The following is a 13,715-nucleotide window of genomic DNA, read 5'->3' as shown; positions in this document are numbered from 1 at the left end:
ATGAAAGTAACAAAAGCAGAAATAATTATAAGCGCCGTTTCACAAAAACAATATCCAGCAGGGGGTCTTCCGGAAATTGCGTTAGCCGGGAGATCAAATGTTGGAAAGTCTTCATTCATTAATAAATTAATTAATCGTAAGGCGTTAGCTAGAACATCTTCAAAACCAGGAAAAACACAAACACTTAATTTTTATAAAATTAATGATTTCTTTCATTTTGTCGATGTGCCTGGCTATGGTTATGCAAAAGTTTCAAAATCAGAACGTGAAGTATGGGCAAACATGATTGAAGAATACTTTTTGGAACGTGATAACTTACGAGCTGCTGTTCAAGTTGTAGATATGCGTCATCAGCCTAGTGTAGATGACGTTTCGATGTATCATTTTCTAAAACATCATGATATTCCGGTTATAGTAGTCGCAACAAAATTAGATAAAATTAAAAAAAATCAAGTTGCAAAAAATGTGAAAAGAATAAAAGAGACGTTGAATCTAGAAGCAACAGATACGATTATTCCTTTCTCTTCCGAAACGGCACAAGGGAAAGAAGAAGCATGGAAAACAATAGATTCTTTTCTTCAGAATAAATAACAAAAAAAATAGCAAGTCAGCATAATACTATGCGACTTGCTATTTTTTATTGAATAATAAATAGGCACCAAACAATACAAGTGCGAGTGGCCAAAAAGTTTCTAATAAAGCCATAAACTCATTTATCCAGTGGAACCAGCCAGGTTGATTAGACGCAAAGATAGCAATAAATGATAGTGCTAATAAAATTAAACCAAGAAATAAACCTGACTTTGTTTTTTGATAACGTATTAAAAATGCCAAACCAATTATTATCGTGTAAATTCCCCAATGATCAATCCAGAAAGCATAATGCGTTAATCCATGGTGATGAATTCCAATACCTAATATAATCACACCAGGAAATAATTTATCATAGTCCTTAGCGATATAACTATGTAAAAGAAAAGCAATTCCAACAATGATCAATAAAGTAGGCCATGAGTAAAAATCAGTAATAATTGGGAATTGTAATTGTTTTAATAAAAAATAAGTTCCAATTCCAATTAACAAAAAAGCCGTTAGCGTGTGTTTTTTGCGCATTTGTAACTCCTTTTTATAATAATTATTAAATAGTATTAATTTGTTGATTGTAGCTATTAAATATGATAAAGTATGTATATAATTAAGTTTTATACTTATACAGCCGACATTACTTATCTTACCATAATCTTGGTAGGTAAAGATAAAAAAGTGATGTTTTTAATTTTGAGAATATATTGTCAAAAAGTTGTGCTATTTAATAACGTTTGATTCATATAAAAAATGATATAATAAGATATGTAACCGTGTGTTACGGAAACTTGGGGGTAGATAGTGTGCATATCCTGATGGTTGGTGTCAATTATAGAACTGCTCCAATTGATATCAGAGAGAAGTTAACGTTTCAAGCGGATGAGCTTGTTGAAGCGATGCAAACGTTAAATAAACAGAAAAGTGTCTTGGAGAATGTAATTGTTTCTACTTGTAATCGTACAGAGATATACGCTGTTGTAGATCAAATACACACAGGACGTTATTATTTGAAACAGTTCTTAGCGAATTGGTTCGATATAGATAAAGAAAGCTTTTCTTCTCATTTAGTTATTTATGAAAATGATGGTGCAAAAGAGCACTTGTTTCGTGTGACATCTGGACTTGATTCAATGGTTGTCGGAGAAACACAAATATTAGGACAAATAAAACATTCATTTTTACTTGCGCAACGTAATAGTATTACAGGGACGATGTTTAATCAGCTATTTAAACAATCGATTACCCTTGCTAAACGTGCGCATAAAGAAACAGCAATTGGAGAGAATGCTGTCTCAGTAAGTTATGCAGCAGTTACATTAGCCAAAAAGATGTTTCCTAATTTAGCTTCTAAGCATATTGTGATTTTAGGTGCTGGAAAAATGGGAGAACTAGCTGCGAAAAATTTACAGGGTTCGGGTGTTGAACAAATTACTGTGATAAATCGTACGTTTGAAAAAGCACAAGCACTTGCAAAGCAGTTCCGAGGACAAGCACGTTCGGCACAAGAATTTGATGATGCGTTATTAGAAGCTGATATTTTTATTAGCTCAACGGATTCTAAAGATTTTGTTTTGACAAAGGATATGCTTGCGCCAATTGTAGAAAATCGACAAGGAAAACCATTATTTATTGTAGATATTGCCTTGCCGCGTGATATTGATCCTGCTATTGCAACGTTAGAGGGTATTAGCTTAAATGATATAGATGATCTACAAGGTGTTGTAGATCAAAATAATTATTCAAGACAATTGGCGTCAGAACAAATTGAAATGATGGTCGAAAAGGAAATTGTTGAATTCAATGATTGGGTAAAGACCTTAGGTGTTGTTCCAATTATTTCATCATTACGCGAACATGCATTAAGTATTCAAGCTGACACAATGAAAAGTATTGAACGGAAAATTCCAGGACTAACAGAACGTGAACGTAAAGTGATTAGTAAGCATACGAAGAGTATTATTAATCAGTTATTGAAACAACCTATCTTACAGGCCAAAGAATTATCAGGAGGGCCTGAAGCCGATGAATCGTTGAAGCTATTAACTAAGATTTTTGGAATTGAAGATTTAGTGAAAGATAAAATAGCTGAACAAACGGAAGATAATAATGTGATCGCATTAAAAACTGTTAATAAAAAAGCCAATATAAATTTGGAACCAGTTTTAATGCGTTAAACAATACCCCACCCTTTGTAATTAATGGTGGGGTATTGTTAAAATGAATTACATAAATGTTTTAAATTAGAGAGGAATGATAAAGCGTGCGTAATATCATTATTGGTTCACGAAAAAGTCCTTTGGCTATAACGCAAACAGAATGGGCAATTGAGCAATTAAAAAAAGTAAATGCACCATTTACTTTTGAGATAAAAAAAATATCTACTAAAGGAGACAGAATTTTAGATGTAACCTTGTCAAAAGTTGGAGGTAAGGGATTGTTTGTTAAAGAAATTGAACAGGCAATGTATAACGAGGAAATTGATTTAGCGGTTCACAGCATGAAGGATATGCCTTCAAAAGTTGCTACAGGTTTACTTATTGGAACGATCCCTTCAAGAGAAGATCATCGTGATGCGTTTATATCAAACAATCATATTGCATTTAAAGATTTACCTGAGGGTGCAATCGTTGGAACAAGTAGTTTACGTAGAAGTTCACAAATTCTAGCAATTCGTCCAGATATAGAGATTAAGTGGATTCGTGGTAATATTAATACACGTTTAAGAAAGTTAAAAGACGAGGATTATGACGCGATAATTTTAGCTGCAGCTGGCCTTAGTAGAATGGGATGGAGTAAAGAAGTCGTAACAGAATATCTCGATCCAACTATTAGTGTACCAGCTGTTGGTCAGGGCGCATTAGCCATTGAATGTCGTGAAACAGATACAGAGCTAATTTATTGGCTAGAGAAAATTCGTGATGAAGAAACCACTCGGACGGTAACAGCAGAACGCACATTTTTACATCTATTACAGGGCGGATGTCAAGTTCCTATAGCAGGCTATGCTCAATTAGATGGGAATGATATTGTATTATCTGCACTTGTGTCAACACCAGATGGAAAAACGATTTTACACGAAATTGTACGTGGAGAAGACCCGGTAGCAGTTGGGCAAGAGGCTGCAGCACGTTTAAAAGAACAAGGTGCAGATGAAATAGTACGGAAAGTGAAAGAGGAGCTAGAAAACGAATGATTGCCCCATTGCAAGGAAAAACAATTCTTGTAACACGTGCAGAAGAACATGGTGAGATTTTCTCCAAGCAATTAGAAAATGAGGGCGCTAAAGTTATTCATATTCCATTATTAACTTTTCAATTGCACAAATCTTCTAGTACGCATCGATTATTAAAAAGTATGGAAGATTTTAAGTGGATTTTTTTCACAAGTGCGAATGGTGTTATTTATTTCTTTGAGCAGTTAGTTAGATATAACATTAATGAATCTGTATTAAAAGGGCTACAATTTGCTGTTGTTGGTAAAAAGACAGAGCAAATGCTACAATCATATGGATACGAAGCTGCTTTTTATCCTACACATTATCATGGTGAGGCAATGGCTGAAGAGTTTGTTGCCCATTTTGGTTCAGATGAAAAAGTGTTGTTGGTGGTAGGAAACCGCTCTCCATTAGAAGTGAAAGCTGTATTAGAGAAAAGTCAGGTCTACATAGATTATGTGATTGTCTATGATACGGTGGTGAACCGAGACAATCAAACTGAATTAATAAAACGTATTAAGCATAATGAAATTGACGGTTATACTTTTACAAGTCCGTCAACCGTTGAAGCATTTGATGAGCAATTAGAATCTGTTCAAGCAGAATTAGTTAGGATAAAGCAAAATCGTTTATGTGTTTGTATTGGCACAACGACTGCTAAAACAGCAAAAATAAATGGTTTTAAAAAAATACGTTTACCTCAAGAATTTACCACAGAAAAAATGGTAATAGAAATAGTTGACTTTTTTTCACAAGAAAGAGAAGGTGAAGATAATGAAAGAACATAATTTTAAAAGGCACAGAAGGTTAAGATCCTCGGCTAATATGAGAGCTTTAGTAAGAGAAACAGTGTTATCAACAAATGATCTTATTTATCCCATGTTTGTTGTTGAGGGTGAAGACATCAAAGACGAGATTTCTTCTATGCCAGGTTGTTTTCAAGTATCATTAGATAATTTGAATGAGGAAATAAATGAGCTAGTGCGCCTAGGGATTCATGGCGTATTGTTATTTGGAATTCCAAAAGAGAAAGATGAAGTTGGCACACAGGCTTACTGTACAACTGGTATCGTACAACAGGCTTTGCGTCAAATTAAAAATAACTTCCCTGAAATGTTGACGATTGCGGATACATGTTTATGCGAATATACCTCACATGGACACTGCGGTGTGATACATAACGGTGATGTTGATAATGATCAATCATTACAATTAATTATAGAAACAGCTGTGTCTCAAGCAAAAGCTGGTGCAGACATTATTGCACCATCTAATATGATGGATGGCTTTGTTGCAGGTATTCGTCAAGGCTTAGATGATGCAGGTTTTGAAAACACTCCGATTATGTCCTATGCAGTAAAATATGCATCTGCTTTTTATGGTCCTTTTCGCGATGCAGCTCAAAGTGCGCCGCAGTTTGGTGATCGTAAAACATATCAAATGGATCCTGCTAATCGATTGGAAGCACTTCGTGAGGCAGCAAGTGATGTAGATGAGGGCGCGGATTTTTTAATCGTGAAGCCAGCATTAGCATATATGGATATAATAAGAGATGTTCGGGAACGTCATGATGTTCCAATTGTTGCTTATAATGTTAGTGGAGAGTACTCGATGGTGAAAGCTGCCGCGCAGAATGGCTGGATAGATGAGCGAAGTATTGTCTTAGAAAAATTAACATCGATGAAACGTGCGGGGGCAGATTTGATTATGACCTATCATGCAAAAGACGTTGCTAAGTGGTTGCAAGAATAGCAGGAAGAGGTGCATTACAATGAGGAATTTCGATAAATCAATTGATGCTTACAAAGAAGCGGTTGATCTTCTACCAGGAGGAGTTAATTCACCGGTTCGAGCATTTAAATCAGTTGGAATGAATCCAATTTTCATGGAAAGTGGAAAAGGATCAAAGATTAGCGACATTGATGGTAATGATTACATTGATTACGTCTTAAGCTGGGGCCCGTTAATTTTGGGTCATGCGGATCCTAGAGTGGTTGATAAATTAAAAGCGGTAGTTGAAAAAGGTACAAGCTTTGGTGCTCCAACTTTATTGGAAAACGAATTAGCAAAACTCGTCATTGATCGAGTTCCATCAATTGAAATGGTGCGAATGGTTAACTCAGGGACAGAAGCAACAATGAGTGCTTTAAGACTTGCTAGAGGATATACGGGTCGCGATAAAATCCTTAAATTCGTTGGGAACTATCATGGACATGGTGATTCATTGCTAATTAAAGCTGGTTCTGGTGTGGCTACCTTAGGATTACCTGATAGCCCTGGCGTGCCTCGCTCTGTTGCGCTGGATACCATTACTGTGCCATATAACGATTTTAAGAGCGTTCAGTATGCATTTGATCAGTTTGGTGATGATATTGCTGCGGTAATTATTGAGCCTGTTTCAGGTAACATGGGTGTTGTGCCACCACAAGCTGGTTTTTTACAAAACTTACGGGATATTACCGAAAAAAATGAATCCCTTCTTATTTTTGATGAAGTGATGACCGGATTTCGCGTTGGGTATAATTGTGCACAAGGACACTTCGGTGTAACACCAGACTTAACTTGTCTTGGTAAAGTGATTGGTGGAGGACTTCCTGTAGGTGCCTACGGTGGAAAAAGAGAAATCATGGAGAAGGTTGCTCCCACTGGTGATATCTATCAAGCAGGTACATTATCGGGTAATCCACTAGCAATGACTGCGGGTTATGAAACATTAAAAGCAATGGATCAGGACGCATATGTGAAGCTTAATCAAAAAGTCGATCGCTTAGTCGATGGGTATATGAAAGCCGCTAACGAATTTGATATAGACTTACAAGTTAATCGTGCAGGCTCAATGATTGGCTTCTTCTTTAATGCAGAGCCAGTGACTAATTACGAAACAGCGAGTAAATCTAATGTAGATTACTTTGCGAGTTACTACCGTTCGATGATTGAAGAAGGCATCTTCTTACCTCCGTCTCAGTTTGAAGGCATCTTTTTATCTACCGCACATACTGATGGTGACATCGACAAGACAATTGCAGCGGCTCACGTTGCATTTAAAAAAATATCAAATGAATAAATGAAAAGTGTAGCTGAGAATTAACTCAACAGCTACACTTTTTTTTGTTCTTTTGGTAATCAAATTTAGTAACGATCATATAATTAGAGTAGGTTAGATTTTTGCTTCTTTATCCAATGATTTTTTTGCATATATTTTAATTTGGTACATATATCTGTAAAAGAAAGGTACGTTGTTTTATTAGGAAGGAGGAATAGCAATGTCCTATGATGATTCATCTGTCTTTACATTTGATTTAAATGAAGTGCTAAGCTTTAAAAACGGACAGGAAGTTAAAGAAATGATTGGTATCTCTTTAGAACCGGAAATTTCGGTTCAAGAATATCGAGAGTACGTTTCAATTCGAGGTGTTATGGAATTAAAAGGAGAGTATTTTTTTGAAGATCAAAAATTAGATCTTGAAGCTGTTGCTAATAGAGAAGATATCGACAGTATCGACTATCCAACGCATCGTTATATGGATGAAGTTAAACCACAAGATGAAGGTGTGAATCAATTTTCGCATCATTTTCCTGTTGAGGTGTCTATCCCATTGAATAGAGTAACCAATTTAGATGAGATAATGGTCGGAATTGAAGCATTTGATTATGAACTACCGGATAGTAGTCAATTGAAAATCCGTGCTTCCATTGCAATTCATGGTGTGCATGATGATGAAGTAAAGGAAAGAGAAGAGCTAGAAGAAATAAAACAATACGAAGTTGAAGAAGAATTAACAGAAACAGTGAGTGATGTAGAGGATCCTTGGATTAATAGCGAGGATACATTTACTTTTGATCTTAAAGAAGCAGCAGATGAAAAAGAAGCTGAAGATAATCGTAGTCCAGAACCTCCAATAATAAAAGATGTTTCAAAAGAAGTACCAGAAGAAAAAGAGGTAAAGGAAGAAAAGGAAGAAAAGGAAGAAAGTATCGAACGCTGGCCAAACAAAAAGTCACAATCTTTTGCTACCTTTTTTGATCATGAGGATTCAAATGAGGAATCAATAGAATCCATTGCATCAGTCGAACTAATCGAGTCGGTTGAATCCATCGAATCCATTGCTTCAGAAGAATTATTAGAAGCAAATGTAGAAGATGATGTAGAAGTTAATCGAATAGAGGTAAAAACAAAGGATTCAAAACGAGTGGATGACGAGCAGCAAGAAGCAACTTATTTGTTAGATATATTTAATGAAGAAGAAGAGGAACAAGCGTATACAAAACTTCGAATGTGTATCGTTCAAGGCACAGACACGTTACAGACATTAGCAGATCGTTATGATCTATCTCCTTTACAATTATCACAAACAAATAATTTAGCGAATGATGATTTGAAGAGCGGCCAAATTTTATATATACCAGAAAAACGTAAAAAAGAGAAGAAATAATAGGTGTACGGTAGCATTCACTTCTAGCCATGTGGGTGTTATCGTTTCTTTGTTTCAATACAAAGGTGGAGGTGTTTAATGGTGGAAGGTATAACAGAAATTTTGCATGCTTATGGCATTCATTCATTCACTGTAACAAAAGTAACTCCAAGACTTTGGAAAATCACTAGTAATAATTATAATTTCGCTTTAAAACACGCAAGATTGGAAGAAGATACGGTTGAACAGTGGCAAGAACTATATCAATTAAAGGCTGCTAGAGATCTGTCTTTAATTTCACCTGTTTATCGAACTATTGAAGGACAAATTTATTGTAAACATCAAAAGGGAATTTACTATTTATCCCCTTGGTTTGATAGTGAAAAAGGTGATCATACAACCGATAAACAACAGGCGATATTTGCAACTGTTGGTCGTCTGCATGTGGAAACCAAACAAGCGTATTCAATAGAAATAGAGACAATCGAAAAGAAAATTGAGGATGAAAAGAAGAAGCATGAAGATGTTAAATCCTTGCTCCTTCAATACATAGTTCATTTTGAACAGATTCGTTACATGCCACCATTTGGTTTAGAAGTTTGTACACAGCTTCGAGATATATTAAATGCTTTGAGGCAACTTTCTAAATGGTATGACAATTACTTAACCGATATAAAGGAAGAACAAACAACGTATCAATCAATCTGTCATGGTTATTTGTCTGCAACGCATCATATATTTACATCGGATCAAACAGTTCTAATTAACTGGGAGCATGCACATTTTGGTGATAGTATGCTGGATCTCCAAAACTACTTGCATCGAGCGTGTTTTCAGCACGACACAAACATGACAAAAATCATTGAGGATTTTTCTTATTACGAAAATCAGAATCCACTAAAAAATAGTGAGCGAAGTTTATTGGCGATTCATTTATTACAACCTTTCCCCTACTTACAAGTCATACAAGAGTTCGATCAAGCCCAAGCACATCCTTTTCAGATTAGACAGCTGTTGCAACAGTATCGTCGGTTGTTAGCTGGTGTAATGTTTCAAGAGATGCTTGAACATAATCGGAACGCAGTAATTGAAAATCAAACAAAAGAAGAGAATGACTAGATCCATTTAAAATAGAATGCAATATATATCCCCATAAAAACACCTAGTAATAGCACATCAAATGTGGTTGGAAAAAATAAAGTTCTTACGCATTGTACGATTAAGATAGGCATCATACAACGTTCAATAATAAGTAACCACTGCTGACACCATGGAGGCAAACGAAAACGATAAAAGCGGCTCATTTAGGTTACTCCTCTCTAATTCTTTTGGTGTATTTTATGACAGGTAGCATGAATTGTGCCTGTCTTTTTGAGTTGCTTATTGACTTTTCACTAATACATTGTATAAAATAGCTGTTATAAGTATAATTGAAATTAAAATGCGAAGAAAAGGAAGAGTACAAAAGAGATGCCATTAGAGAGAGAAATCATTTGCTGAAAGATTTCTTAGGATAATCTGTTTTGGAATGTCGCCTTGGATGCAGCTTCTTTGAATGTTGAGTAGGAGAAGCCGGTGAAGAACCGTTATATCCTATTGAGTGTGCATTTTTTTAGAAAAATGTAAACAAAGGTGGTACCACGGAAATCAAGCCCTTTTCGTCCTTTATTGGATGTTAAGGGTTTTTTTATGTTTTCGGAAACGAATTGATGATAATGAGGAGGAAAAATGTTATGAGTGAAGAGAGTAAAAATTTACCGCCAAAATATGATGCAACAGCAGTTGAAAAAGGACGCTATCAATATTGGGTTGATGGGAAGTTTTTTGAAGCTGATGGAGATAAAAAGAAGAAGCCATATACAATTGTAATTCCACCACCAAACGTGACAGGAAAACTGCATATTGGTCATGCATGGGATACAACGTTGCAAGACATGATTACACGTATTAAACGGATGCAGGGCTATGATGTTTTATATTTACCTGGAATGGATCATGCTGGAATTGCTACGCAAGCAAAGGTAGAAGCTAAACTTCGTGAAGAGGGTATAAGTAAATATGATCTTGGTCGTGAAAAGTTTTTAGACAAAGCGTGGGAATGGAAAGATGAATATGCTTCATTTATCCGTGACCAATGGGCAATGCTAGGACTTGGTTTAGATTATTCTCGTGAACGTTTCACATTAGATGAAGGTTTATCTGAAGCTGTAAAAGAAGTTTTTGTTACGTTATATGAAAAAGGTTTAATTTATCGTGGAGAATACATTATTAACTGGGATCCTGCGACAAAAACAGCTTTATCGGATATAGAAGTTATTCATGAAGAGATCCAAGGACATTTTTATCACATGCGTTATCCGCTTAAAGATGAAGAAGGATATATCGAAATTGCTACAACTCGACCAGAAACGATGCTTGGTGATACTGCCGTTGCTGTTCACCCGAAAGATGAGCGTTATCAACATTTAATTGGTAAGAAAGTTATCTTACCAATCGTTGGACGTGAAATTGAAATTATCGCGGACGATTATGTCGAGATGGATTTCGGTTCTGGTGTAGTGAAGATAACCCCGGCCCATGATCCAAATGATTTTGAAGTTGGTAATCGTCATAATCTAGAGCGTATTTTGGTAATGAATGAAGATGGGACAATGAATGATAAAGCTTTAAAATATCAAGGTATGGATCGTTTTGATTGTCGCAAACAGATAGTTGCTGATCTTCAAGAAGCAGGTGTTTTATTCAAGATTGAAGAACATATGCATTCTGTAGGTCATTCGGAACGCAGTGGTGCTGTTGTAGAACCCTATTTATCAACACAATGGTTTGTTAATATGCAACCACTGGCAGATCAAGCGGTTGAATTACAAAAAAAATCTGAAGATGAAAAGGTTAATTTTGTACCAAAACGTTTTGAAGGAACTTATTTAAATTGGATGGAGAACATTCGAGATTGGTGTATTTCACGCCAATTATGGTGGGGACACAGAATTCCAGCTTGGTACCATAAGAAAACTGGTGAAATATATGTAGGTAAAGATGCGCCAACAGACATTGAAAATTGGGAGCAAGATAACGATGTATTAGATACCTGGTTCTCTTCCGCGTTATGGCCTTTTTCAACATTAAATTGGCCGAATACAGAGGATGAAGACTTTAAACACTTCTTTCCAACAAATACGATTGTAACTGGTTATGATATTATTTTCTTCTGGGTTGCTCGTATGATTTTCCAATCTAAAGAATTTAATGATGAACGTCCATTTGAAGATGTCTTAATTCATGGACTAGTACGTGACGCTGATGGTCGAAAAATGAGTAAGTCTTTAGGTAATGGTATAGATCCAATGGAAGTGATTGAGAAGTACGGTGCGGATTCATTACGCTACTTCTTAGCAACAGGATCAACTCCAGGTCAGGATCTACGTTTCCAATGGGAAAAGGTAGAATCAACATGGAATTTCATCAATAAGATTTGGAATGCATCGCGATTCGTATTAATGAACATGGAAGAGTTGAAGTACGAAGAAATTGATCTGACTGGTGAAAAGTCTGTTGCAGATAAATGGATTTTGACGCGCTTAAATGAAACGATTGAGCACGTTAATAAAAATGTTGAGCGCTATGACTTTGGTGAAGCTGGTCGTTACCTGTACAACTTTATCTGGGATGAATTTTGTGATTGGTACATTGAAATGGCGAAACTTCCTTTGTACGGAGAAGATGAAGAACAGAAGCACACGACACGCTCTGTCCTTGCTTATGTATTAGACAATACGATGCGCATGCTTCATCCGTTTATGCCATTTGTTACAGAGGAAATTTGGCAGTACTTGCCACATCAAGGTGAATCAATTACGCGTGCAGCATGGCCAGAAGTTCGTAATGATTTACACGATGAAGGTGCAGCAGATGAAATGAAACGTCTTGTTGCAATTATACGTTCTGTTCGAAACATTCGTGCGGAAGTAGATACGCCAATGTCGAAACAAATTGTCTTATTTGTTCAAGCAAATGATACAGAAATAGAAGCACAACTAGAAGCAAATCGACATTATCTCGAGCGTTTTTGTAACACAAGTGAATTAACAATTTCAATAAATGTAGATGTGCCAGAAAAAGCGATGTCTGCTGTAGTAACAGGTGCAGATCTTTATTTACCATTAGAAGGACTAATTGATACAGATAAAGAAATTGCGCGATTACAGGCAGAATTTGATAAGTTAAATAAAGAAGTAGAACGTGTACAGAAAAAATTAGGCAACGAAAGCTTTGTTAGTAAAGCACCAGAAAAAGTAGTTGAAGAAGAAAAACAAAAAGAAAAAGATTACGTAGTTAAACGAGCAAAAGTTGAAGAACGTATTAAAGAACTACAAGGTTAATCAAATGAAAACAGCTAAAGCGCGGTGCTACCGTACTTTAGCTGTTTTCATTTGATTAAATATATAAGAAAGATCTAACAATATCGGGCGAACAGGAGTTGGAATCAGGCGATAAATCAAATAATCGGGCGAACGCAGGCAGAATCGAGCGATAAATTTAATAATCGAGCGAACAGCAAACTGAATCGAAATCCAAGATTCATTTATCTTTCGCTAAGTTGCATTTTAATAAATGCAACGATGTGATCTGCAACATTTACGCCTGTGTGATGAAAAATATTTTCTATATGTGCATTTGTATTCACTTCACAGATAATCGGGTTACCGTTTTCTCCAAACAACAAATCCACACCAGCAAAATCTGCTCCAACAGCTTGTGTGGCTTTAATAGCAAGATCTTTTTCAACTTCTGAAGGTTGATATGCTTCCATCGTACTGCCTAATTGGACATTGGCTCGGAAGTCATCTGCAGCAAAGCGTGTTACTGCAGCCACTACCTCATTTCCTACAACATTGATTCGAACATCCCGTCCATAGCTTGATCCAATAAATTCTTGAAATAAAAAGGGACGATCATAAATCAGTTGTATTCTCTCTACTAATTGATTGCGATCAGCTATTAAATAAACTTGTTCTCCATAAGAACCATAGCCTTCCTTAATAATAAGTGGATACGTTAATACTTTTTCAATTTCATAAAAGTTTTCCATCGCTATTGTATCTGCACCTGTGAAAATTTTTGGTGCAATAATTGTTTTAGGAATGGGCAGCTTTTTATGTGCTAATGCTTGATACATTAACACTTTATTGTCACATAATTCAATCGCATCAGCGGAATTAAAGACTCGTATGCCTATCAATTCTAATTGCCGTGCTAATGCAATATCTTTATCAATAAATAGTACGAAGTCTGGTAAATGACCTTGTTCAATTGACTGAAGTAAGTTTAATCCAGTAGAATCAACAATAGAAAGAATTTGATCATTCTTAACTATTTTTATAGTTATGCCTACTTTATTACCTGCATGTTGTATCCACGTTGAAAAGCTGATAAATTTATCACTCGACAAATTACCATTATAAATAACCCAACCATTCATAAAAATAATCCCCTCTCAAACC

12 protein-coding genes and 1 other annotated feature are annotated in these 13,715 nt (G+C 35.8%); of the genes, 9 read left to right on the top strand and 3 right to left on the bottom strand.

What is annotated here, in order from left to right:
* Positions 1-591, top strand: coding sequence for a ribosome biogenesis GTP-binding protein YihA/YsxC (gene yihA / locus D2K60_RS18065; RefSeq protein WP_117170467.1), 591 nt, complete (start codon positions 1-3; stop codon positions 589-591).
* 39 nt (positions 592-630) lie between these two features.
* Here the strand turns inward: yihA and D2K60_RS18060 are convergent, their stop codons facing one another.
* Complete coding sequence (locus tag D2K60_RS18060) at positions 631-1,113, bottom strand: LiaI-LiaF-like domain-containing protein (RefSeq protein ID WP_117170466.1); 483 nt, start codon at positions 1,111-1,113, stop codon at positions 631-633.
* Positions 1,114-1,388: 275 nt separating this feature from the next.
* Here D2K60_RS18060 and hemA point away from each other — a divergent pair, with 275 nt between their 5' ends.
* The 7 genes from hemA (at position 1,389) to D2K60_RS18025 (ending at position 9,330) form a co-directional block, all read left to right on the top strand.
* Positions 1,389-2,759, top strand: a complete 1,371-nt coding sequence (gene hemA, locus D2K60_RS18055; protein WP_117170465.1) for a glutamyl-tRNA reductase — start codon at positions 1,389-1,391, stop codon at positions 2,757-2,759.
* A gap of 86 nt (positions 2,760-2,845) precedes the next feature.
* The gene (hemC, locus tag D2K60_RS18050; RefSeq protein ID WP_117170464.1) at positions 2,846-3,778 is read left to right on the top strand and encodes a hydroxymethylbilane synthase; all 933 of its coding nucleotides are present in this window, start codon (positions 2,846-2,848) and stop codon (positions 3,776-3,778) included.
* Complete coding sequence (locus tag D2K60_RS18045; protein WP_117170463.1) at positions 3,775-4,587, top strand: uroporphyrinogen-III synthase; 813 nt, start codon at positions 3,775-3,777, stop codon at positions 4,585-4,587. The genes hemC and D2K60_RS18045 overlap by 4 nt, the downstream gene beginning before the upstream one ends.
* The gene (gene hemB / locus D2K60_RS18040; RefSeq protein ID WP_117170462.1) at positions 4,574-5,551 is read left to right on the top strand and encodes a porphobilinogen synthase; all 978 of its coding nucleotides are present in this window, start codon (positions 4,574-4,576) and stop codon (positions 5,549-5,551) included. Before D2K60_RS18045 ends, hemB begins: the two co-directional genes overlap by 14 nt.
* Positions 5,552-5,570: 19 nt before the next feature.
* Entirely contained in the window at positions 5,571-6,863 is a 1,293-nt protein-coding gene (hemL, locus tag D2K60_RS18035) for a glutamate-1-semialdehyde 2,1-aminomutase (RefSeq protein WP_117170461.1), read from the top strand.
* A gap of 199 nt (positions 6,864-7,062) precedes the next feature.
* The gene (spoVID, locus tag D2K60_RS18030) at positions 7,063-8,232 is read left to right on the top strand and encodes a stage VI sporulation protein D (protein WP_117170460.1); all 1,170 of its coding nucleotides are present in this window, start codon (positions 7,063-7,065) and stop codon (positions 8,230-8,232) included.
* Between the two features lie 78 nt (positions 8,233-8,310).
* Positions 8,311-9,330, top strand: coding sequence for a protein kinase family protein (locus D2K60_RS18025; protein WP_117170459.1), 1,020 nt, complete (start codon positions 8,311-8,313; stop codon positions 9,328-9,330).
* On the opposite strand, the gene D2K60_RS18020 is transcribed toward D2K60_RS18025, so the two are convergent.
* Positions 9,327-9,515, bottom strand: coding sequence for a hypothetical protein (locus tag D2K60_RS18020; protein WP_117170458.1), 189 nt, complete (start codon positions 9,513-9,515; stop codon positions 9,327-9,329). The genes D2K60_RS18025 and D2K60_RS18020 overlap by 4 nt on opposite strands.
* Positions 9,516-9,648: 133 nt before the next feature.
* Positions 9,649-9,880, top strand: a binding site (T-box leader).
* A gap of 64 nt (positions 9,881-9,944) precedes the next feature.
* Between D2K60_RS18020 and D2K60_RS18015 the strand changes: the two genes are divergently transcribed.
* A complete protein-coding gene (locus tag D2K60_RS18015) occupies positions 9,945-12,593 on the top strand; it encodes a valine--tRNA ligase (RefSeq protein WP_117170457.1) in 2,649 nt (882 codons plus the stop codon).
* 203 nt (positions 12,594-12,796) lie between these two features.
* Here the strand turns inward: D2K60_RS18015 and D2K60_RS18010 are convergent, their stop codons facing one another.
* Entirely contained in the window at positions 12,797-13,693 is an 897-nt protein-coding gene (locus D2K60_RS18010) for an ATP-grasp domain-containing protein (protein WP_117170456.1), read from the bottom strand.
* Positions 13,694-13,715 lie beyond the last annotated feature (22 nt).

It is taken from the genome of Paraliobacillus sediminis (assembly GCF_003426055.1).
Note: the sequence above shows the minus strand (reverse complement) of the source record. Positions and strands in the feature narration are given on the sequence as shown.